Annotated in this window: 20 protein-coding genes, 1 riboswitch and 2 other annotated features; of the genes, 10 read left to right on the forward strand and 10 right to left on the reverse strand. The window is 39.6% G+C overall.

Going from position 1 to position 23,294, the window contains the following annotated elements:
- Window position 1: 1 nt before the first annotated feature.
- The gene (gene pepV, locus AC1ECF_RS14365; RefSeq protein WP_480390124.1) at window positions 2-1,405 is read right to left on the reverse strand and encodes a dipeptidase PepV; all 1,404 of its coding nucleotides are present in this window, start codon (window positions 1,403-1,405) and stop codon (window positions 2-4) included.
- Between the two features lie 344 nt (window positions 1,406-1,749).
- On the opposite strand from pepV, the gene AC1ECF_RS14370 reads away from it, so the two are divergent.
- Entirely contained in the window at window positions 1,750-1,971 is a 222-nt protein-coding gene (locus AC1ECF_RS14370) for a DeoR family transcriptional regulator (RefSeq protein WP_480390125.1), read from the forward strand.
- A 31-nt stretch (window positions 1,972-2,002) separates the two neighbouring features.
- Here the strand turns inward: AC1ECF_RS14370 and AC1ECF_RS14375 are convergent, their stop codons facing one another.
- Both AC1ECF_RS14375 and AC1ECF_RS14380 read right to left on the reverse strand, forming a co-directional pair.
- Window positions 2,003-2,725, reverse strand: coding sequence for a pseudouridine synthase (locus AC1ECF_RS14375; protein WP_480390126.1), 723 nt, complete (start codon window positions 2,723-2,725; stop codon window positions 2,003-2,005).
- 9 nt (window positions 2,726-2,734) lie between these two features.
- The gene (locus tag AC1ECF_RS14380) at window positions 2,735-4,351 is read right to left on the reverse strand and encodes a putative polysaccharide biosynthesis protein (RefSeq protein WP_480390127.1); all 1,617 of its coding nucleotides are present in this window, start codon (window positions 4,349-4,351) and stop codon (window positions 2,735-2,737) included.
- 105 nt (window positions 4,352-4,456) lie between these two features.
- On the opposite strand from AC1ECF_RS14380, the gene AC1ECF_RS14385 reads away from it, so the two are divergent.
- From AC1ECF_RS14385 to AC1ECF_RS14395, 3 genes are all read left to right on the forward strand, one after another.
- Window positions 4,457-5,716 carry a BaiN/RdsA family NAD(P)/FAD-dependent oxidoreductase gene (locus AC1ECF_RS14385; RefSeq protein ID WP_480390128.1) on the forward strand — a complete coding sequence of 420 codons (1,260 nt, stop codon included), beginning with the start codon at window positions 4,457-4,459 and terminating at the stop codon, window positions 5,714-5,716.
- 23 nt (window positions 5,717-5,739) lie between these two features.
- Window positions 5,740-5,960 (forward strand) — a binding site (T-box leader).
- Between the two features lie 51 nt (window positions 5,961-6,011).
- Window positions 6,012-7,400 carry an anthranilate synthase component I gene (gene trpE, locus AC1ECF_RS14390; protein ID WP_480390129.1) on the forward strand — a complete coding sequence of 463 codons (1,389 nt, stop codon included), beginning with the start codon at window positions 6,012-6,014 and terminating at the stop codon, window positions 7,398-7,400.
- Window positions 7,397-7,969 carry an aminodeoxychorismate/anthranilate synthase component II gene (locus AC1ECF_RS14395; RefSeq protein WP_480390130.1) on the forward strand — a complete coding sequence of 191 codons (573 nt, stop codon included), beginning with the start codon at window positions 7,397-7,399 and terminating at the stop codon, window positions 7,967-7,969. The genes trpE and AC1ECF_RS14395 overlap by 4 nt, the downstream gene beginning before the upstream one ends.
- Window positions 7,970-8,394: 425 nt before the next feature.
- On the opposite strand, the gene leuS is transcribed toward AC1ECF_RS14395, so the two are convergent.
- From leuS to AC1ECF_RS14415, 4 genes are all read right to left on the reverse strand, one after another.
- Window positions 8,395-10,806 (reverse strand): leucine--tRNA ligase, encoded by a 2,412-nt coding sequence (gene leuS / locus AC1ECF_RS14400; RefSeq protein ID WP_480390131.1) that lies wholly within the window; start codon window positions 10,804-10,806, stop codon window positions 8,395-8,397.
- Window positions 10,807-10,888: 82 nt separating this feature from the next.
- Window positions 10,889-11,103 (reverse strand) — a binding site (T-box leader).
- Between the two features lie 154 nt (window positions 11,104-11,257).
- Window positions 11,258-11,911: a 3-oxoacid CoA-transferase subunit B gene (locus AC1ECF_RS14405; RefSeq protein WP_480390132.1), complete on the reverse strand. Its 654-nt coding sequence runs from the start codon at window positions 11,909-11,911 to the stop codon at window positions 11,258-11,260.
- A 13-nt stretch (window positions 11,912-11,924) separates the two neighbouring features.
- Complete coding sequence (locus tag AC1ECF_RS14410) at window positions 11,925-12,614, reverse strand: CoA transferase subunit A (protein WP_480390133.1); 690 nt, start codon at window positions 12,612-12,614, stop codon at window positions 11,925-11,927.
- A 630-nt stretch (window positions 12,615-13,244) separates the two neighbouring features.
- Window positions 13,245-14,414, reverse strand: a complete 1,170-nt coding sequence (locus AC1ECF_RS14415; protein WP_480390134.1) for an MDR family MFS transporter — start codon at window positions 14,412-14,414, stop codon at window positions 13,245-13,247.
- Window positions 14,415-14,534: 120 nt separating this feature from the next.
- On the opposite strand from AC1ECF_RS14415, the gene mnmL reads away from it, so the two are divergent.
- From mnmL to AC1ECF_RS14435, 4 genes are read left to right on the forward strand one after another with little or no spacing between them, the layout of a single operon-like run.
- Complete coding sequence (gene mnmL / locus AC1ECF_RS14420; protein WP_480390135.1) at window positions 14,535-15,494, forward strand: tRNA modification radical SAM protein MnmL/YtqA; 960 nt, start codon at window positions 14,535-14,537, stop codon at window positions 15,492-15,494.
- Window positions 15,491-16,060 (forward strand): tRNA 5-(aminomethyl)-2-thiouridylate-methyltransferase MnmM, encoded by a 570-nt coding sequence (mnmM, locus tag AC1ECF_RS14425; protein WP_480390136.1) that lies wholly within the window; start codon window positions 15,491-15,493, stop codon window positions 16,058-16,060. The genes mnmL and mnmM overlap by 4 nt, the downstream gene beginning before the upstream one ends.
- A 47-nt stretch (window positions 16,061-16,107) precedes the next feature.
- A complete protein-coding gene (locus tag AC1ECF_RS14430) occupies window positions 16,108-17,190 on the forward strand; it encodes a type III polyketide synthase (RefSeq protein WP_480390137.1) in 1,083 nt (360 codons plus the stop codon).
- 1 nt (window position 17,191) lies between these two features.
- Window positions 17,192-17,734 carry an isoprenylcysteine carboxyl methyltransferase family protein gene (locus AC1ECF_RS14435; protein WP_480390138.1) on the forward strand — a complete coding sequence of 181 codons (543 nt, stop codon included), beginning with the start codon at window positions 17,192-17,194 and terminating at the stop codon, window positions 17,732-17,734.
- A 108-nt stretch (window positions 17,735-17,842) separates the two neighbouring features.
- On the opposite strand, the gene AC1ECF_RS14440 is transcribed toward AC1ECF_RS14435, so the two are convergent.
- The gene (locus AC1ECF_RS14440) at window positions 17,843-18,634 is read right to left on the reverse strand and encodes an alpha/beta hydrolase (RefSeq protein WP_480390139.1); all 792 of its coding nucleotides are present in this window, start codon (window positions 18,632-18,634) and stop codon (window positions 17,843-17,845) included.
- Window positions 18,635-18,715: 81 nt separating this feature from the next.
- On the opposite strand from AC1ECF_RS14440, the gene AC1ECF_RS14445 reads away from it, so the two are divergent.
- Window positions 18,716-19,225, forward strand: a complete 510-nt coding sequence (locus AC1ECF_RS14445) for a gamma carbonic anhydrase (protein ID WP_480390140.1) — start codon at window positions 18,716-18,718, stop codon at window positions 19,223-19,225.
- Between the two features lie 163 nt (window positions 19,226-19,388).
- Here the strand turns inward: AC1ECF_RS14445 and metK are convergent, their stop codons facing one another.
- Window positions 19,389-20,588, reverse strand: coding sequence for a methionine adenosyltransferase (metK, locus tag AC1ECF_RS14450; RefSeq protein WP_480390157.1), 1,200 nt, complete (start codon window positions 20,586-20,588; stop codon window positions 19,389-19,391).
- 192 nt (window positions 20,589-20,780) lie between these two features.
- A riboswitch (SAM riboswitch) is annotated at window positions 20,781-20,894 on the reverse strand.
- A gap of 189 nt (window positions 20,895-21,083) precedes the next feature.
- Between metK and pckA the strand changes: the two genes are divergently transcribed.
- On the forward strand, window positions 21,084-22,670 hold the full coding sequence (gene pckA / locus AC1ECF_RS14455; protein WP_480390141.1) for a phosphoenolpyruvate carboxykinase (ATP): 1,587 nt from the start codon (window positions 21,084-21,086) through the stop codon (window positions 22,668-22,670).
- Window positions 22,671-22,853: 183 nt separating this feature from the next.
- Here the strand turns inward: pckA and AC1ECF_RS14460 are convergent, their stop codons facing one another.
- The gene (locus tag AC1ECF_RS14460) at window positions 22,854-23,294 is read right to left on the reverse strand and encodes a hypothetical protein (RefSeq protein WP_480390142.1); all 441 of its coding nucleotides are present in this window, start codon (window positions 23,292-23,294) and stop codon (window positions 22,854-22,856) included.

Consider the following 23,294-nt stretch of genomic DNA (forward strand, 5'->3'; position numbering starts at 1 on the left):
CTCACTCTTCCTTTCCTTTTTTGCCTGCTAGTTCGACTATAGCATCCGCATAGATGGCAGTAGCCTTTAACAGATCTTCAATATCTACATACTCATCCGCTTGGTGAGCAACATCTTCTCTACCAGGGAAGACCATTCCAAATGCAACCCCTTTTTCCATAGTTCTTGCATAAGTGCCTCCCCCAATGGATAGCAGGTTTGCTTTTTCTCCAGTTTGACGCTCATAAACCTTCTGTAAGGATTGAATGAGGATATCGTTTTGATCCACAAAATGCGGCTTTGAATTAGAGCCGAGGTCTAATGTGATACCTGTATCCTTCAACTTTTCTCTGCATGCAGCAAGCTTTTCATCTAATGGATAGGTCACAGAGTACCTCATGCTAACCTGTGTGCAGGAGCCTTGTGCAGGTGCATAATGGATGACGCCTGGATTTAATGTAGTATCGCCAGAAACCTCGTCAGTGAAATGTAAGTCTAATGCATGACCTCTGCTGTCTTCTCCAAATGCATTTACTAAAAAGTCTACAAATGCCTTCGAGTGTGGAGTAAGAGGAATCTGCTGTAAGAACTTTGCAAGTACAACAGCTGCATTTACGCCTTGGTCTGGTTCCATTGCATGTGCAGATTTGCCATGTACCAAAACCTTTACTCCAGGACCTTCCTGTGTTACTTCTCCTGTTATGCCATTCTCAGCAGAAAATTCCTGAAATTTTTGTTTAATAGAAGGAAGTCCGCCAAATACAAACGCAAATGCCTCATCTGGCACCATGTTCGTTCTTTTTCCTGCTTGGAAAAATTGAATGGTTTCTACATCAGAGGAGCCTGTTTGAGAAAAGATTAAATTTGCAATCCCTTTTTCCGCATTGATAATCGGGAAATCAGCATCAGGTGCAAAGCCCATATCTGGCATTTCTTCTTTTTCAAAATAACGCTTCATACAACGGAAACCACTTTCCTCATCTGCTCCGATGATTAATCGCACTCTTTTAGAAAGCTCTATACCAGATTCCTTGACAAGCTTCATCGCATTCCACGCAGCAATTGTTGGTCCTTTGTCATCGATTGCTCCTCGACCATACACTCGATCGTTCGCTACTACCCCCTCGTATGGAGGATAAGTCCATCCTTTTCCTTCAGGTACCACATCTACGTGACATAGTATCCCTAAGATTTCCTCCCCTTCACCCATTTCAATATGACCTGCCATATTATCTACATTTTTTGTTAAAAAGCCTTCTTTCTCTCCCTCTTGTAGCATATGATTTAATGCTTCGAGTGGTTTAGCTCCAAACGGCGCTTCCTCTGTTGCATTCTTTTCATCTAGTACAGATGGAATCCTTATTAGATTCTGCAACTCACTAATTATCTCTTCTTTTTTCGTTTCTACTTTTTCTAACCAATTCATGTAGCTACCTCCAACTTATATTTATGACTATTCTACACCAGTTTGAATTTATTCACATTATATCTTCTAAAAATTAAAAACGGGGAAAATAAGTATTTAGTCCTTTATATCTTTTCAAACCCTTTTAACCACCACAAGAAAAGAAATATTTACGAATTCTTCACAAAAAGATTAGTTTTTTTATAGAATTTTCTGTTTCTATCTATTATAATATAATTGTCAGATAATAAATTTTCTGATACCTATATAGTAAAGGGGACCTTAAGTGCAATCAATTTATTGCTATTACCCCATGTCGTCCGCTAGTCTTGCCATGAGATATGAAGATGAAGGAGTGGGTACTTTTGAAACCAACTACTGATCGGATGCTCAATCGAATCAAAGACATGTATATGTTCATCCGAGACAACGGAACTGTTACAACACAAGATCTGGTCGATGAATTTGGCATCACTCCTCGCACAATTCAACGAGACTTGAATGTGCTAGCCTTTAATGACTTAGTCATTAGCCCGACAAGAGGTAAATGGACCACGACGAACAAACGAGTGAGAATGACATCTTAGAAATTCCATATGAAAAAGAAGGACCTTGCTGTTAAGCTTGGTCCTTCTTTTGTTCAAGCATATGTAGCTCTTCTTCTGTCAGTTCTCTGTACTCGCCTTCCTGTAAAGCCTCGTCCAGTTTTAAGTCTCCCATAGAAAGCCTTTTCAAATAAATACCCTTCTTTCCGACAGCCTCAAACATCCTCTTCACCTGATGGAATTTCCCTTCTGTAATGGTCAACTCAATTTCTGAAATATTTCCACGTGAAAGGATTTTTAAATATCCTGGCTTTGTATGATACCCATCGTCCAACGTTACGCCTTCTTCAAAAGCTTGTATATCCTCTTCCGTTACCCTACCTTGTACTTTCGCGTAATAAACCTTCGGAACGTCCTTCTTAGGGGAAAGCAGGCGATGAGTCAAATCTCCATCATTTGTAAGCAACAGCAAACCAACCGTATCCTTATCCAGCCTTCCAACTGGATAAGGAGCAAAATGGCGGTCTTCCTCCTCTAATAAATCGATCACAGTCCGGTCTCTTGTATCCTCTGTAGCAGAGACTACGCCTGGTGGCTTGTTCATCATCAAGTAAATGTATTGCTTGTATTCGACCTTTTCTCCGTACACCATAATGCTATCCTCTAGCTCATTTACTTGCATAGCACTATCCTTTACTGCTACACCATTCACTTGAATCGCCTTTGATTTAATCAATGACTTCACTTCTTTTCTAGTGCCGAATCCCATATGGGCAAGAAATTTATCTAATCGCATACCGTTCTCCTAAAAACCAAATTTTTTCGTAAATCTTGTTAATCTTTCTCCAAACAACTTTTGTGCCAATCCTAAGCGAAGCGTCACATATCCATAGAATACCGCTCCTACTCCAGCACAAACAAAGATTACAAGAAGAGCATCTATTTTTCCATCGATTGTAAACCAGTTCACCAATCCCAGCTTTACTATATATACAATAGCCAGCATAAGAACGTTTATAATACCAATAAGTAACACCCTTCTTACTACCATCGTTGATTTGTAGTGTAAAACCTTACGGATTGCAAACATGTTCAAGGAAATCGCCACAATATAACCTGCCGCCGTAGCTAGAATAGCACCGTTCGTTTCAAAGAGCTTGATAAGCGGTGTATTAAGAACAAGCTTCGTTAAAATTCCTATAAGTAGGTTTAAAATAATAATTTTTTGTCGATCTATACCTTGTAATATCGAAGTAGTAACAGGGTATAACGCAAAAAGAATAGCAACTGGAGCATAATGTGCTAGTATATCCGTTCCCGCAGCACTTTGCTCATAAAAGACATGGTAAAACTCATTTGCAAGGACAGATATCCCCAACGCAGCAGGAAGGGTCAAAAATAATAAAATCTGGAAAGATTGGTCTAGCGATTTTCGAACCTCTCCAAAGTCCTTTTTCGCATAATATGTAGTAATCAAGGGAATCAACGTCATGCTAAAGCCAGTGGCAAGCATTACTGGAATCATGACTAATTTATGCGTACCAAAATTCAACATACCGAGTAGCGTATTGGAAACATCTCCAGTGACACCAATTATATTCATCGCTCGGTTGAACGTAATCATGTCAATAAACTGGAATAATGGATTAATAACCCCAACTAAAGCAAAGGGCACCGTGTAAATAAGAATTTCCTTGTAAATATTCTTCAATGATATATCAGAGCTAACTTTCCCTGTCTCATTCATTAAATCATCAAACTCTGGCTTTAACTTCTTCCAATACCAGCCTAGTACGAGTAAGCTTGCAATCGCACCCAGAAAAGCAGCAAATACTGCGAAAGAAACTGCCGTCTTTTCAGAAGCATTCCACACGTAAACAACGAAGAATCCTCCAGCAAGTACGAATAAGATACGCACCACCTGCTCCCAAAGCTGAGAAACAGCGGTCGGTGTCATATGCTGATACCCTTGGAAAAATCCTCTGACCAAGCTCATGACAGGCACTACGATTACAGCAAAGCTGACAAACTTAATGACACTTGCAACGTCCTGAACTGAAAAGTCCGCTTCATCGTCCTTGATAACTAAATGAGCAATTGGCTCAGCTAAGAAAAATAAAGCTAAAAACCCTAAAAATCCTGTAATCGACATCAGAACCATGCTCGATTTTACAAGCTTTCGTCCCGTAGCATAATCGCCTAATGCATTATACTTGGATACAAATTTCGATACTGCTACCGGAACTCCAGAAACGGCAATTGCCAGCATGATGGAGTATGGAGTATATGCATATTGATAAAGAGCCATATATTCTTCCCCTATGATTTGATAGAAAGGAATAACATATAAAACCCCTAGAATTCTTGATAATAAGAGACCAATGGTTAAAATCATCGTCCCTTTGAGCAAATTTGAAGCCATCTAACCCGTCCAATCCTATAAAATGTCTATCTAACAGTTTACAACTGTCTATCCAAAACTACAATCATGTATAATAAAGAAAAAATGAAAGTGTGAATAATTACTATGTATGACGTTATTATTATTGGCGGGGGTCCCTCGGGACTAATGGCCGCAGCTGCTGCTGGAGCAGAACAGAAAAAGGTTTTATTACTTGAAAAAGGAAACAAGCTTGGAAAAAAGCTTGCAATCTCTGGTGGAGGTCGCTGTAATGTGACCAACAGATTACCACAAGAGGAAATCGTAAAAAATATCCCTGGGAATGGACGATTCTTATTTAGTCCCTTCTCTGTCTTTAATAATGAAGATATTATTGAGTTTTTTGAGAATTTAGGAGTACCTCTTAAGGAAGAGGATCACGGAAGAATGTTCCCTGTATCCAATAAGGCAATGGATGTCGTAAATGCGCTTTTAAACGAGATGAAAAGATTAAACGTAGAAGTAAAGCTTAACTCCCCTGTTTCTAAACTGCTAATGAATGACGAAAAAATATTAGGAGTACGTCTTAGTACAGGAGAAGAAATTACAGCAAAAGCAGTCGTTGTTGCGGTTGGCGGAAAAGCTGTTCCACAAACAGGTTCTACTGGAGATGGCTATCCTTGGGCAGAAAAAGCAGGACATACAGTAACAGATCTTTATCCTACTGAAGTTCCCCTCCTTTCCAGTGAGCCTTTTATCAAGTCCAAAGAGCTGCAAGGCCTTGCCCTAAGAGATGTCGCTGTTTCCGTGTTAAATAAAAAAGGAAAAGCAATTATTACCCATCAAATGGACATGCTCTTTACTCACTTCGGATTAAGTGGGCCCGCGATTTTACGCTGCAGTCAATTTGTTGTGAAGGAAATAAAGAAAAATGGAGCACCAGTGAATGTTCGAATTGATAGTCTCCCACATTTAAATGAGGAGGAAACCTTTCAAACACTATTAAAAGCAATGAAGGAAGAGCCTAAAAAGGCAGTGAAAAATGTTTGGAAAGGTATCGTGCCAGAAAGATGGCTTCTCTTTTTATTAGAAAAAGCAAGTATCCCAGAAAACGAAGATAGTCAAAATCTTTCTCATGAAAAGCTTCGAGTATTAGCAAATCTTCTGAAACAATTTAAAGTGCAGGTAAACGGTACACAGCCTCTTGAAAAAGCGTTTGTGACAGGCGGAGGAGTTTCTGTAAAAGAAATTGAGCCTAAGACAATGGCTTCAAAGAAAAAGAAGGGCCTCTACTTCTGTGGCGAAATCCTTGATATACATGGCTATACTGGTGGCTATAACATCACTTCTGCTTTAGTAACTGGAAAAATTGCAGGAATGAGTGCCGCTAAATTGATTGAATGTTGAAACTATTTAAGGTAGAATGTTTGGTAATAACAATGACGAAGAGTAGTAGGCTTTTGCAATGTCTTAGAGAGCTGATGGATGGTGTAAGTCAGTACAGAGCATTTGCTGAATGGACTTCTGAGTTCTCGGGCGGAAAATCAGTATGCCTTAGCGTAGGTCTGCGTTAAAGACAAGCGAACAATCGCAAATGAGTGGATTACAAATGTAATCAATAAAGGTGGCACCACGGCTCCCCGTCCTTTTTGACAGGGGGCCTTTTTTGTATTTATTTAGCTGAGACGAGGAGAGATGAGACATGTTAGTAGAGACGAGGAATTTTGTAAGTAGAGAAATACAAGGGGATGCTGATACTCCTGTTTCCCTTTATTTAAAGGTAAAGGGAAAAAAGAAGGTGTTATTTGAATCCCATGCGAAGCATGAGGAAAGTGGCCAGTATTCGTTTATTGCATTAAATCCTATAAGAGAAATCATCGGGACAGAAGACGGCTTCTCACTAGTCGACCAAGATGGTCATACTTCCCATCATCCAGGATCGATCGTAGAAGAATTAAAAAGAGTCATACCAATTCATCAAGAAAAGTATCCCTTCCCCTTTTTCGGGGGAGCAATCGGCTATTTTGGCTATGAATATGCCTTTTATCACGAGGATATCGGAGAACAGCTAGTAGACCCTCTCCAGATGCCAGATATCCATGTCTTGTTTTATGATACATTCATCATTTTTGACCATCTAACGTTAACGATAACAATTGCCGCAATTGACCTATTTCAAGACGGCAGAGATTTTGAAGAAATGAATGCATCTGTGGAGGAAATTATTCAACAGCTTCAATCAGCCGAATCGTTCTTGGAAAATGAAAGACCATCTCTACATTTTCAACCGCAGATGCAGAAAAGCCAGTTTCTCCACATGGTTGACACTGTAAAGGAACATATTTGCCGTGGAGACATTTTTCAAGGCGTTCTCTCCCAACGATTTAGCTCTCCGTTTACCGGAGACTCCTTTTGCTTATATAGGCAGCTGAGGACCGCGAATCCCTCTCCATATATGTTTTATATGGACTTTGAGGACTACATTATTTTAGGGACTTCTCCAGAAAGCTTAGTAAAGGTAAAGGATAATCGTGTTATCACGAACCCTATCGCCGGAACGAAGCCACGTGGAAAAACACCTGTAGAAGATCAAAGAATAGCCGAGGAGCTTTTAGCGGACGAGAAAGAAGTAGCAGAACATCGAATGCTAGTAGATTTAGGCAGGAACGATATTGGAAAAATCTCTGAAATAGGCTCTGTTCAGGTAGAGAAATATATGAAAATCGAACGCTATAAGCACGTAATGCATATTGTTTCAGAGGTATCAGGCAAGCTAAAACAGGAGAGTCATCCCCTAGATGTATTAACGTCCTGCTTGCCAGCTGGAACCGTGTCAGGAGCTCCCAAAATACGTGCTATGCAGATTATTAACCAGCTCGAAACAATAAAACGTGGAGTCTACGCTGGAGCGGTAGGCTATATCTCCTCATCAGGTGATATGGATATGGCATTGGCTATTCGTACAATGATTGTGAAGGACAACATGGCACATGTCCAGGCCGGCGCCGGTATCGTCTATGACTCTGACCCAGAGAGTGAGTACAACGAAACCCTTCACAAAGCAAAAGCATTATTGGAGGTGTTTCAATGATTCTCTTAATTGATAATTATGATTCCTTCACCTACAATCTCTACCAGCAAATCAGCAGTCTTGGAAAAGAGGTAAAAGTTATACGCAATGATGAGATTACCATGGAGCAGATTCACAAGCTCACACCCGAGGTAATTGTACTTTCCCCCGGGCCAGGTGAACCTTCGAGTGCTGGGATATGTATAGAACTGATTCAAACACTACATCAGCAATATCCAATCCTCGGTATTTGTCTTGGACATCAAGCAATTGGGGCAGCCTTTGGAGCAAACATTGTTAGGTCTCAGTCCATCAAGCATGGAAAGCAATCGATCTTACATGGAGACCATTTTCTCCATTCACTTCAAGTAATGCGCTACCACTCGCTTATTATTGAGGAAGCATCCTTACCAAAAGAGTTCACGATTCTTGCAAAAGCGGTAGACGATAATGAAATAATGGCAATAAAGCATGAAAAATATCCGGTATGCGGACTTCAATTTCACCCAGAATCCATTGGTACAGCAGGTGGGGATCAATTGATGAAGAATCTACTTGAGGAAATGGCTAGAAGCAAATTGAACGTTTAGTTTTATTGTTCGGAGAGCACTTCTTCCCAGATAGAAATGCTCTCCTCTCTTATGATTCATTTTCCTATAAAACCTCTGCTAGCAACAATAAAAAAATATACCCCCCTATAAAAATAAATCCAATAATAAACCAAATCAGTGTTAGGCAAGCCAATATCATAAAAATCCTGTCAAACCAATTACTGTATAGCCATTTCACTCCTGTCTCCCCATTTCTATTAAGGCTCCCCCACGTATTTAATAAGACGGTTTCTTTTGGAGATTTGTTCACTAAGGAATCTAGTCAGAATAAATTAAGTAGGATCTTGTACTTTTTATACGAATTTGTGAGAATACCCCAACAAATATTGTAGAACCAACAAAGTTCTTTAAGCATAAAAAGACGGTGAAAAAATAATACATTTTCTCACCGCCGATTATCAATATTAGATTACGATATTAACCAATTTCCCTGGGATTGCAATAATTTTCTTCACTTCTTGCCCATCAATCCATTGCTGAACCTGTTCAGATTCCAATGCCAATTTTTCTAGCTCTTCTTTGGAAGCGTCCTTCGCAACCACTAACTTCGCACGTACTTTCCCTTTAATTTGTACAGGGATTTCCACTTCATTGTCCACTAGCTTAGACTCATCATATGTTGGCCATGCCACATAAGAGATAGACTCTTCGTGCCCTAAAATGCTCCAAAGCTCTTCTGCAAGGTGAGGAACGATTGGAGAAATAAGAATCACAAAGCCTTCTACAAACTCCTTGGAGATTTTTTCTGCTTTATATCCTTCATTGATGAATACCATCATTTGAGAAATGGCAGTGTTATAGTGCATTGCCTCATAGTCTTCTGTTACCTTCTTGACTGTTTGGTGATATGCCTTCTCCATATTCTCTGAGGAAGAATCTGTTACTTTCGCGCTTAATGTTCCATCCTCGTTTACAAACAAACGCCAAATACGATCTAAGAAGCGACGTGCTCCATCTAAGCCGTTAGTAGACCAGGGCTTCGAAGAATCAAGTGGTCCCATGAACATTTCATATAAGCGTAGGGAATCTGCACCGTGGCTCTTCACGATATCATCAGGGTTCACTACGTTCCCTTTAGACTTGGACATTTTCTCGTTGTTTTCGCCTAGAATCATTCCTTGGTTGAATAGCTTTTGGAACGGCTCTTTTGTTTTTACTACGCCGATATCATAAAGGAATTTATGCCAGAAACGAGCGTATAGCAAATGAAGTACTGCATGCTCTGCTCCTCCTACATAAAGATCAACTGGTAACCAGCGTTCTGCTAATTCAGGATCTACCAGCTTTTCGTCATTGTGTGGATCGATATAGCGTAGGTAGTACCAGCAGCTTCCTGCCCACTGAGGCATTGTATTCGTTTCACGACGTCCTTTTTTCCCTGTAACAGGATCTACTACATTTACCCATTCCGTAATATTTGCAAGTGGAGATTCACCTGTACCACTTGGTTTAATATCATTTGTCACAGGTAGCATTAATGGTAATTCTGATTCATCGATTGCTGTTGAAGTACCATCCTCCCAATGAATAATTGGAATAGGCTCTCCCCAATAACGCTGACGGCTGAACAACCAGTCACGTAGACGATACGTAACCTTCTTCTCACCCTTGCCATTAGCCTCGAACCATTCAATCGCTTTCGCAATAGCTTCTTCCTTGTTTAAGCCATTTAGGAAATCAGAATTTACAAGCGTTCCATCCTCTGTATAAGCTGCCTCTGCAACATTACCACCAGAAACTACCTCTACAATCGGTAAATCGAATTGCTTAGCAAATTCATAGTCACGCTCATCGTGCGCAGGAACAGCCATAATAGCGCCAGTTCCATAAGAAGCTAACACATAGTCAGCAATCCAGATAGGCATTTTCTCTCCGCTCACTGGATTTACCGCATAAGCACCTGTGAACACACCTGTCTTATGCTTCGCAAGATCTGTTCTTTCTAAATCGCTCTTCATTTTTACTTGGTCCTTATATGCTTGAACAGCTTCCATTTGCTCTGGCGTTGTAATTACGTCCACTAGTTTATGCTCAGGAGCAAGCACTGCATATGTGGCACCGAAAATTGTGTCTGGACGAGTTGTAAATGCTACAAAGCTTTCATTTGTATCTGCTACTTCGAATGTGATTTCTGCCCCCTCTGAACGTCCAATCCAATTTCGTTGCATTTCTTTCAGACTTTCTGGCCAATCAAGGTCATCTAAATCCTCTAATAATCTATCTGCATAGGCAGTAATACGAAGCACCCATTGTCTCATTGGACGACGTTCTACTGGGTGACCGCCTCGCTCAGAAACTCCATCGATTACCTCTTCGTTTGCAAGAACTGTTCCTAAAGCAGGACACCAGTTTACTGGCACTTCGTCTACATAAGCCAATCCTTTTTTGTAAAGCTGGATGAAAATCCATTGTGTCCATTTGTAATAGGATGGGTCTGTTGTATTTACTTCTCTGTCCCAGTCATACGAAAATCCTAAATCGGTCATTTGTCGCTTAAAGGTAGCGATATTTTTTGCAGTAAATTCTGCTGGGTCATTTCCTGTATCAATCGCATATTGTTCTGCCGGAAGACCAAACGCATCCCAGCCCATTGGATGAAGGACATTATAGCCTTGCTTTCTTTTGTATGCACTTAGAATATCAGTTGCGATATAGCCAAGTGGATGCCCAACGTGTAGACCAACACCTGATGGATATGGGAACATATCTAACGCATAAAATTTCGGTTTAGAAGGATCGTCCGTCATTTTGTAGGTTTTATTATCCTTCCAATACTGTTGCCATTTTTTTTCGATTGCTTCATGATTAAAGCTCATATGTCTTCCTCCTTGAATTAAGCCCACGTTTTCGTTGAGCCACTTCTATTTACGTGAAAATAAAAAAACTCGCCCCTTAAAACTAAGGGACGAGAGATATACTCACGCGGTACCACCCAAATTAGTGAATATGCTTCACTCAACTTGTTTCCTTAACGCGGAAAACGGTATAGGCTACTATAAGTTCACCTACACAGACTCCAAGGCGAGTTCAATAATCCGCTCCACTGACTTGCACCATCCGTCAGCTCTCTAAAGAAACGAGTATTATTTACTATTCCTTCTCTCAGTCACATATTATTGTGATTTATTGTAATCGATATTGATGGAAAATACAAGATAGCCCATAAAAGAAAAGTGCAAGATGGAAACTCCGACACCCAAATGGAGTTCAGCAAGTCGGTCCTGACCTTGAGCTACAAGATGGAAAACGGGGGACTATATAATTATTCTATATAGCTACATTCTCCTTAACATCTTTTACGATTAGCTCTGCTTCAGTAGCATCGACAATATCCTGAATAGAGTAGCCTTCAAATACTTCCTTCAATTCCAAGCCAGCCTCTGTCACTTCTATCATTGCCCGTTCTGTAATAATCTTATTCACTACTCCTTTACCTGTTAAAGGCAAAGAGCATTCTTTTTTAATTTTAGGAGAGCCATCCTTCGCACAATGGTCCATAATGACAATGATTTTTTTTGCACCATGCACTAAATCCATCGCGCCTCCCATTCCCTTAATCATTTTTCCTGGAATCATCCAGTTAGCTAAATCTCCTGTTTCGGAAACCTCCATGGCACCTAAAATGGCAACGTCTACGTGTCCTCCACGGATCATCGCAAACGATTCAGCGCTAGAGAAAAAGGATGAGCCAGGAATTGTTGTAACTGTTTCCTTACCAGCATTGATTAAATCAGGGTCCACTTCATTTTCTGTTGGATATGGTCCAATCCCCAATAGACCATTTTCAGATTGAAGCACCACTGTTTTATCTGGAGAAATAAAATTCGCAACTAATGTTGGAATACCGATTCCTAAGTTCACATAATTTCCGTGTTCAATTTCCTTTTCTGCTCTTCTTGCAATCTTCTCACGTGTATTCATTAGAATCTCCCCCTTATGAACGTGTTGTCAAACGTTCGATTCTTTTTTCCTGTTTTGCCTGTAGCAATCCTTGTACGTAAATGCTAGGTGTATGTATGTGCGCAGGATCCAAATCTCCCGTTTCCACGATTTCCTCTACTTCTGCAATAGTTATTTTCCCAGCGGCAGCCATCATTGGATTGAAATTCTGTGCAGTTTTGTTGTAAATTAAATTCCCGAATTTATCTGCTTTCGCAGCTCGAATTAATGCGTAGTCAGCCTTTAGTGCTTCCTCTAGGACATACTCTTTCCCATCATACTGACGGATTTCCTTTCCCTCAGCTACAACAGTTCCAACTCCTGCAGGTGTGAAAAATGCTGGAATTCCTGCTCCGCCAGCGCGAATCTTCTCAGCTAATGTACCTTGAGGAGTAAGCTCTACTTCAATTTCCCCGGAAATAACTTGGCGTTCAAACTCTTTATTTTCCCCAACATAAGAGCCTATCATCTTTTTTATTTGCTTATTTTTAAGGAGCAATCCTAGACCCCAATCGTCTACTCCACAGTTATTCGAAATTACCGTTAAATCTTTTACACCCTTCTCCACTAACGCTAAAATAAGCTGCTCTGGAATACCTACTAACCCAAAGCCTCCTACCATTAACGTCATACCATCCTGAATCCCTTCTACAGCTTCGCGAGCTGATGAATAAATAGGTTTCATCGTACAGTCCCCCTTCGTAAAATAAATATATTACTCTATTATATTCTCAAAAATAGCACAATTACGCAAATCGTAATAAATCTGGAAATAAAAAGATAAGCAACAAACCAGGAGCGATAGACAGAGTATTGACTTTCGCAAGTATTTTCCTTGGTTTCGCAAGTAAATACGAGACGAACGCAAGTAACCACCTGCCAACCGCACGTATCACTCCCGAAATCGCTAGTATTGGAAGAACACTGGAAAAACACCTCTCACTTTTGCTTAATCCAAGGTTAGGCTGGTCGACAGAAAATGATAAGTAGCATTAAAAAAAGAGATGAGAATTTTAGTTCTCAGCTCTTTTTCTTACCAGCATACATACACTCACCATATTTTTGAAATCGCGCGAACGAGAATTCTAGGGATAAAGATGATAATATTCCACTTATTCCAAAAATGATAGTACCACCAATCTCTTCTAACACTTCTTTAAAAACCCATCCATCTTCTTTTTCTTTGTCATCCTGTCTCTCCGATCATTTCAATTCCACGTATCCTTATATCCCCAAATTGTTTTACTGATACAATTCTCACTTCCAAAAAATTGCATCCCCCTCCGCATAAACGTTTCCCCTAAAAAAACGCACGCTACTCAGCACGTTTCTTAAGAGGTAAATCATATAAAAGGCTTGTAGCAATAGAAATAAGAACAAGGCTTGTTAGGATAAGGATCATAGCCTGCGTACCGTAGGCTTCTACCAACACACCACCTACCATTGGCCCAATCATTCTTCCTACTGTAGCCATACTATTCACAATTCCTTGATAAAAACCTTCCTTGCCTTTTGGTGCCAGCTGACTAGCTATAGTAGGAACTGCTGGCCAGATAAATAATTCCCCTACAGTGAGGATGACCATTGCCGTGACAAACATATTATAGCTATCTGCGTAAGCAACGACGATAAAAGAACCCATAAAAATAATAAGTCCTAGTACCATTTGAGACTTTAACTGTCCTTCCATTCTGCTAATAATAGGCTTAATCACCGGCTGAAGAAGAATAATCAAAGCCCCATTTACTGTCCATAGCAAACTATACTCATTTAAGGAGATTCCCAAATCAGTAATATGAGTGGAAATAGTAGAGGTCCATTGAACGTATACCAGCCATGTCAGCATATAACCAAATGTGACGATTACCATTGCATATAACGGTGCCTTTAGATTCACACTATTTTCTTCAGGAAGCATGGTTGTAGATTTAGAATCTGGCACTGAAATTTTTCGATAGTACCGAAAAGCAATAATAAAAAATAGCACGTAGAAAAGCAAGTTAGCTGGAAAGATATGCTTTATATTATTTGCAGCAACTACACCAGCTAAAGCAGGGCCTATTGCTACTCCCACATTTTGCGCTAGATAAATGGCATTGAATGCTCTTCTTCCTCCTTCCAGCCATATACTCCCTACCATGGCATACATACTCGGGAATATAAGTCCACCACTAAAGCCAAGAATAGCAATAAGCCAAATATACTCTGGCCAACCATTCCAGAATGTTAGAGCGATGAGAGCGAGCACAGACAAAACAATTCCGGTTATAATCGCTCGAAAACCACCAATTCTGTCGAATAAAAAACCACCAATCAGGTTTCCAATAACCCCGGTTCCCGCGTTAAGCATTAACACAAAGCCTGCGGTAGTTAAACTCTGCCCTAAATAATCATGCATATAAATAGTATGTAAAGGCCATAAAAAAGAATTACCAGTAGTATTGATGAACATCCCTATAATCAAAAGCCAGACTACTTTTGGCATCTATTTCCCTCTTTTCTAATGATGCTCAAGCTATTGTATTCCTTTTTTACAGGCACATCAATATGGAAATCTAAAATGCCGATTTCCATGGTAAAATAGGCTTGTTAGGAGTGAAAGAAGATGACAAATAATTTATTCCCTTTTCCTTCAGATGGAAAAAGATATTATACATGGAACCGTTATTTACGAGACCAATTTCAAATGAAAATATTTAAAGTGGCCCTTGATGCCGGTTTTGATTGTCCAAATAGAGATGGCACGGCGGCATATGGCGGATGTACATTTTGCAGTGTAGCAGGAAGCGGTGATTTTGCCGGTGATCGTGTAGATCCTATTCCAGTTCAATTTGAAAAAATCAAAGAAAAAATGCATGAAAAATGGAAGAACGGAAAATACATTGCATACTTCCAGGCATACACAAATACGCATGCACCTCTGCCTGTCCTAAAAGAAAAATTTGAAGCTGCATTAGCTTTGGATGGAGTTGTCGGATTATCCATAGCGACTAGACCTGACTGTTTACCGGATGACGTGGTGGAATACTTAGCTGAGTTAAATAAAAGAACCTTCCTTTGGATTGAGCTAGGCTTACAAACTGTTCACGAAAAGACAGCTGCACTAGTAAACCGAGCACACGATTATCAAACCTATAAAGAAGGCGTTGATAAATTACGCAAGCACAATATCTCTATCTGCACCCATATCATAAATGGACTTCCTATGGAGGATAGAGAAATGATGATGGAAACAGCTAGAGAGGTTGCAAAGTTAGATGTGCAAGGGATCAAAATCCATCTACTTCATTTATTAAAAGGAACTCCGATGGTGAAACAATATGAAAAAGGGATGCTTGAATTTTTAGAGAAAGATGCTTACATTCAGCTCGTTGCCGACCAGCTAGAGGTTATCCCTCCAACTATGGTTGTTCAGCGTATAACAGGAGACGGACCAATCGATCAAATGATTGGACCAATGTGGAGTGTAAACAAATGGGAAGTATTAAATGGAATTGATGCGGAGCTTAAACGAAGAGACAGTTATCAAGGAAAATACTATAAAAAGAATGGTGCCACAACATGAAGCTAAAAAGAATTTTACCCTTTGCAAAAGAATTATTAAGCACTACCATCTCTGCGGGAGATATAGCCATCGATGGAACAGCAGGAAATGGGCACGATACCTTATTCTTAGCAGAACTTGTCGGAGATACTGGACAAGTTTTTGCCTTTGATATCCAAGCACAGGCTATCCAGGCCACTGCCGAAAGGATTGCTCAAGCTAATCTAACTTCACGTGTCACACTTATACAAGACGGGCATGAAAAAGTGGGGAATTATGTACAGAAGGAAGTTGCAGGAGCGATTTTTAACTTAGGTTATCTACCAGGAAGTAATCATGAAATCATAACGAAGGGTTCTTCTACTATTGAGGCAATATCTACGATTTTAGATTTACTAAAGGTTGGCGGTTTAATTGTCCTAGTAGTTTATCATGGACATGAAGGTGGTAAAGAGGAAAAAGAGGAATTATTATCTTTTGTTCAGAAACTACCCCAATCTTATGTCCATGTGTTATGCTACCAGTTTTTAAATCAAGCAAATGACCCTCCTTTCATTATAGCCCTTGAAAAAATGAAAGCTAAATAAGCATATTTGGAATTAGAGCGGGGAAACTAACATAAAAGGAGAATACCATGCCCAAAATTGCTTCTGTTAGTACATATAATCCCCCCTATACTTTAAAGCAGGAAAATATTGAGGAATTAACAAAAGAGCTTTTTTCGGAGAAGGTTCCTCAGCTTGATAGATTATTAAGAGTATTTAAAAATGGCGAAATAGAAACAAGAAATTTCTGCGTACCACTTGACTGGCATAAAGAAGAGCATTCATTTGAGGAAAGAAATGCCGAGTATGTAAAGCTTGCAACTAGATACAGCAGTGAGGTTATCAGTAGCTGCCTACAAAATAATACTTTTTTACAAGATCCAATCGCTACAACAGATATAGATGCCATCATATTTGTTAGCAGTACAGGGATTTCTACACCAAGTATCGATGCTCGCGTAATGAATGTACTTCCTTTTTCAGACCGCGTTAGAAGAATTCCCATCTGGGGACTTGGCTGTGCAGGCGGGGCTGCAGGAATAAGCAGAGCCTTCGATTTTTGTAAGGCACATCCAACGTCTAAGGTTTTGGTAGTCTGCATAGAGCTTTGCAGCCTCACCTTCCAACCAAATGATTATTCTAAAAGTAATCTCGTTGGCGCTTCGCTATTTTCTGATGGTGCAGCATGTGTGCTTGTTTGCGGAGATGAAGCAGATGTGAAACTCAAGAAGCCTGTACCTTCAATTGTGAACACTGCGTCCAAATGGATGCCAGATTCCGAGGACGTGATGGGCTGGGAAGTGAAAAATAGTGGATTACATGTTGTTTTTGCTAAAAGTATTCCTTCCATTATTTCAAAATGGCTAGGCCCTTTTATGAGTGAATTCCTTTCTGAAGAACAGTTATCTAGTGAGCAGATTAAACATTTCGTTGCCCATCCAGGCGGTAAGAAAGTTCTTCAAGCATACGAGGATACACTTCACTTACACACGAATCAGACATCTGTTTCTAGAGAGGTTTTAAAAAAACATGGAAATATGTCTTCTCCTACTGTGCTGTATGTTTTAGAACAGTTCATGTTGCAGGATATCCCTGCAGAAGAACATGGATTACTAGTGGCACTAGGTCCTGGTTTTTGCGGGGAAGCAGTTCTATTGAAATGGAGGGACTAGCATGATATTTACTATCATTCTCTCATTCGTAATTCTCCAAAGACTTATTGAGGTAGTGATTGCAAAAAGGAATGAGAAAAGGATGCTAGCAAAAGGAGCTTATGAAGTGGGTGCCTCTCATTATCCTATCATGATAGCCCTGCACGTGAGTTTTTTCCTTTCTCTCTTACTAGAGGTTCTGTTGGTGGAAAAAGGCTTATCCCCTATTTTCCCATATCTATTTGGCCTATTTGTTTTAGTGCAAGGTATGAGAGTTTGGTGTCTAATGTCTCTAGGGCAATTTTGGAATACAAAGATTATCATCTTGCCTGGAGCAAAGGTAGTAGCCAAGGGGCCCTACTCCTTTATTCGCCATCCGAATTATGTAGTAGTATGTGCTGAGATTCTTTTATTACCATTAATGTTTCAAGCATATTTTACAGCAATATTATTTACTCTTTTAAACTTTGCCATGCTTTCCGTCCGTATTCCTACGGAGGAAAAAGCATTAATGGAAGCAACCGATTATAACGAAACAATGAAAAAGAGGGTTCCTACTCCTTAAAGAGCAGACCCTCTTCTACTTTAGACAGATTCCTTGTGACGCTCTAGTCTCAAGGATTTTATTTTGGAGCAATACTAGCTTACTAGTTGTATGTTTGATAGAACCAAGTTAGATAATATAACCAATAGAACGTAGTACATTATCGATAAAGGAATGGCTATAAGCGAATATTTCTTCTTGTTCTGGTTCTAAGTACAGATCATGATAACAGTTCTTCCATTCCTTCCATTGAAATTCAGAAAGTTCCTGTTTCTTAAGCCAGCTTTTTACAGGAGCCGTTTCTATAATCTTATCTCTTTCAGCAGTCATGATTAATATCGGTATGTTTTTAATCGATTCGGTCGAATGCTGAATACTTTTCATTAACAAATGAAGCTCTCGATACCAATCATTTGTAATAACAGAACGATAGACATGGTCGTCCTGCAGGAGTCTAAAAACCTCATAATTCCTTGTAAGCTCCTTCAGATGAATATCATGATGTATCTTTTGCTGTACAGAAAGCTTTGCCAATGCATTTGTCCATTTTGGTGGAGTTTTTTTCAGTTCTAACCATGGAGAGGTTAGGATAACTCCAGCACATTCTATTTCAAGCTTATTGAAAACCTTCATTATTAATGTGGCTCCAAGACCATGTCCTAACAAAAATATAGGCAAATCATATTCTAAAGCAACTTTCAGTGCTTTTTTTATATAATCATAATACTCATCAAAGGATTCCTCGTGAACAGCATCTGGCTTTACGAGCTCTCCGTGTCCTGGTAAGTCCCCCATCACAATATGGCAGTTGGAGCTTCTTAGCTTTTCGATTAACCATGCATACCTTCTATGGTGCTCATATGCGCTATGAACAATCACAACGACAGCTTTCGGTTTTTCTTCTGCTTCCCATTTCCACATGACAACCACCTCATTATTGTTGAAAAATTATTAGTTTGATACCATTAATTATATTCTAAAATACAAAGGAGCGAGTAAAAAATGATTTATCCATTTAAAGGTAAGGAACCAAAAATAGACCAGAGCGCCTATATCGCTGATTATGTAACGATCACAGGGGATGTGACGATAGGTCCTGACACTTCTATTTGGTTTGGTTCAGTAATTCGTGGAGATGTCGCTCCAACAATTATTGGCAGCCGAGTGAGTATCCAAGATTTGAGCTGTCTTCATCAAAGCCCAAATAATCCTTTAGTTATTGAAGATGAAGCGACCATCGGCCATCAGGTGACATTACATGGGTGTACTGTTCGAAAGAGAGCTTTAATAGGAATGGGCTCTATCATTCTTGACCGAGCTGAAATTGGAGAAGGTGCTTTCATTGGCGCGGGAAGTTTAGTTCCTCCAGGCAAGAAAATACCACCAAATACATTAGCTTTAGGAAACCCAGCAAGAGTCGTAAGAGAATTAAATGATGAGGACAAAAAAGATATGGATCGAATCATAAATGAATACGTAGAAAAAGGAAAATATTATAAATCACTCTTATAAGCTTTCTATAAGAGAAGCGAAAACATGGCGTGGTAATTGGACAGGCATTCTTTACGTATATACACTATATCTAATCTAAAAATATACATTTATCATTTTGTCTATTATGATGATTTTTCCTTAAATAAAAAAGAGACTTTCTGTTACGAAAGTCTCTTTCTCTTTAAATTCCTGCCTTTTGCTTTAGCTCATCTGCTTTATCAGTTTTCTCCCAAGGAGCATCGATGTCTGTACGGCCAAAGTGTCCATAAGCTGCTGTAGGCTTATAGATTGGGCGACGTAAATCAAGCATTTTAATAATACCAGCTGGGCGAAGATCAAATAATTCACGGATGTATGTTACTAGCTCTGCTTCCGTTATCTTACCAGTACCAAATGTATCTATAGAGATAGATACTGGCTGAGCGACACCAATAGCATAAGCCAATTGAACTTCACAGCGATCTGCAAGTCCAGCGGCAACTATATTTTTTGCCACGTAGCGTGCAGCATAAGCAGCAGAACGGTCTACTTTTGTTGGATCCTTACCTGAGAATGCTCCACCGCCATGACGTGCATAACCACCGTAAGTGTCTACAATAATTTTACGTCCTGTTAATCCAGCATCCCCTTGAGGACCACCAATTACAAATCGACCAGTCGGGTTGATAAAGTACTTTGTTTTATCGCTTATTAATTCAGCAGGGACGATTGGTTTGATTACAACCTCCTTCAGGTCTTGTTGGATTTGCTCCAACGTCACTTCTGGATGGTGCTGTGTAGAAATAACAATTGTATCTATGTGTACTGGATTGTTATTTTCATCGTATTCTACTGTTACTTGTGTTTTTCCGTCTGGACGTAAATAAGGTAACGTTTCATCTTTACGAACATCCGCTAATCGTCGAGATAGCTTGTGAGCTAAGCTGATTGGTAATGGCATAAGCTCCGGTGTCTCGTTACAAGCATAACCGAACATAAGACCTTGGTCACCTGCTCCAATCGCATCAATATCTGAATCAGACATTGAGCCTTCTCTTGCCTCAAGTGCTCGGTCTACACCAGCAGCAATATCTGGAGATTGCTCATCAATCGCAGTTAACACTGCAGAGGTTTCAGAGTCAAAACCATATTTAGCTCTTGTATATCCAATTTCTTTGATAGTAGTGCGTACTACCTTAGGGATATCTACGTACGTAGATGTGGTAATTTCACCTGCAACTAAAACAAGTCCTGTTGTCACGGTAGTTTCACAAGCTACACGAGCATTAGGATCCTCTGCTAAAATTGCATCTAGAATAGCATCAGAGATTTGATCACAAATCTTATCTGGATGCCCTTCTGTTACTGATTCCGATGTAAATAATCGACGTTGTGTCAAAATGCTTTCCTCCTATATCCTGCGAGATTTCTCTCAGGAATTGATACGGTACTCATTCCCATGTCAAGCCTATATTAAACTTGAAGCCGTTTCGGACTTGGCACACAAGGATTTAGGGCGATGTAAATAAAAAAACCTTTCACTCATGTTCAAATAAACAATGAGGAAAGGGATTCATATCATAAACACCTTTCACTCTTATCAATCAAGGCTATACCTTGTCTCAGGTTGGGCACCTTTGTAATAATAGTATTACAGGTTGCCGGGTTTCACAGGGCCTGACATCCCTCCACCGACTCGGAATAAGAGTATCCGTTCAATTTATCATCATACGTAAACATAAAATAGAAGTCAATAATTTTTGTCCAAAATTTCACAGTTTAAAAATTTTATGCTAATTAGTATAGATTATATAGTCAAATGTGTTATACTATTTCACATATCAGATAACCACCTCCACCTGTAGAGGGAAAATATAAAAAAGGATGGTAATATCACATGAATTCAATTGATACTATGAGTGAACTGACCCAATTGTTATCCGGGAATAATATTTGCCTTCAATTATCAGTGCCAGAGCTTGTTGAAAAAGCAACAGCTCGAGGAGAAGCAGTACTTACTTCCACCGGGGCTGTGAAAGCAGAAACCGGAAAATATACTGGTCGCTCTCCGCAAGATAAATATATCGTGGATGAACCTATCTCTAGAGCAAAAATTGATTGGGGTCCTGTGAACCAACCGATTTCCGCAGAAAAATTTGAAGCTTTATATATAAAAGTAGTGAAATATTTAAAAGAACAAGAAGAACTTTTCGTATTTAATGGATTCGCTGGTGCAGATCCTGAATCGCGCTTGAGCATCCAAGTCATAAACGAATTTGCTTGGCATAATTTGTTTGCTCATCAGTTATTCATCCGCCCTACTTCCGAAGAGCTTTCTACACATAAAGCTGATTTTACTGTAATCAGCGCGCCTAACTTTAAGGCTGACCCAGCTTTAGATGGAACGAACTCCGAAACTTTTATCATTGTTTCCATGGAAAAGAGAGTAGTTCTGATCGGCGGTACAGAATACGCTGGTGAAATTAAAAAATCTATATTCTCTATTATGAACTATTTATTGCCGGAAGAAAACATTTTACCAATGCATTGTTCAGCAAATGTTGGTGAACAAGGAGATGTTACCCTATTCTTCGGTTTATCTGGTACAGGAAAAACAACGTTATCAGCTGATGCTGGACGTAAATTAATCGGTGATGATGAACATGGTTGGTCTGATAAAGGTGTATTCAACATCGAAGGTGGCTGCTATGCAAAATGTATCGATTTAACTCGTGAAAATGAGCCACAAATCTATGATGCTATTAAATTTGGTACTGTTTTAGAGAATGTAGTAGTTGATGCGAATACGCGTGTAGCTGATTACGCAGATAACTCACTTACTGAGAATACGAGAGCAGCATACCCTATTCAATATATTGATAATATAGTAGACCCTTCTGTTGCGGGTCATCCAAATACAATTATTTTCTTAACGGCTGATGCATTCGGAGTGTTACCTCCAATCAGTAAATTAACGAAAGAACAAGCAATGTATCACTTCTTAAGCGGCTTTACTTCTAAGCTTGCTGGTACAGAACGAGGAATCACTTCTCCACAGCCTGCATTCTCTACTTGCTTCGGCTCACCTTTCTTACCATTGCATGCTACTGTATATGCTGAAATGCTTGGAAAGAAAATTGATGAGCATGGAGCACAGGTTTTCCTAGTAAATACCGGCTGGACTGGTGGAGAATACGGCGTAGGAAGCCGTATGAAGCTATCATACACACGTACAATGGTGCGTGCTGCAATTGAAGGAAAATTAAATGACGTAGAAACTGTTCAAGATGATGTTTTCGGATTGGCAATTCCAACTCAAGTAGAAGGAGTTCCAACTGAAGTGCTAGTTCCACGTAATGCATGGGAGGATCAAGCAGCTTACGATAAGAAAGCAGCAGAGCTCGCTCAAGCATTCCGTGACAACTTTAAAAAATTTGGTACAGTATCAGAGGTCATTTCTTTAAAGGGCGGACCAATCGCATAATAAAGTCCCTTAATGCGGGATAAATAGGACTGAAGTGAGACGAGTAACATCGTTCTCCTTCAGTCTTTTTCTTTTTCCAAATAATTATTTCTGTTTTAGTTCTTGTGTAGGTTCCAATATAATAAAACAATGCAAAAAAACTGTCCTAAAAGCCATCTATTATGACCTTTAAGACAGTTCTCTTTAGCTGATATAGTCAACTTCCGTCGTGATAGGAAGGATAAACTCAACTTGTTCTACCATGTTCTTTTCTACGTTGTAAAATATTATCTCCGAGCCGTAATGATTGACCTCTAAATAGACTTTTCCATCCTTATAGAAAAGCATTCGATTCCATTTTAACCCGCCCACTACTGGGTCAATAGAGCCGTTACGCAAGAACAAACGATTTTCTTCATTTAACATAACCGTAAGCTCGTTATGCATATAGGCGTTCATCGTTTGGTAGGCAATTTGGTTTATTTCTTCACACGGTTCCATTTCTTCATTCAGACAATGAATTACTACCTCTTCTAAATCATTTGTGAAATGATCCCATAAATCCTCCCAAAAGCTTGTATCAACGGGATACATTTCCTTCCCCTCTATACTCATTGACTCTACTGTGACTCTAATCTGTCCCAT

It is taken from the genome of Psychrobacillus sp. Z3-81 (assembly GCF_056620325.1).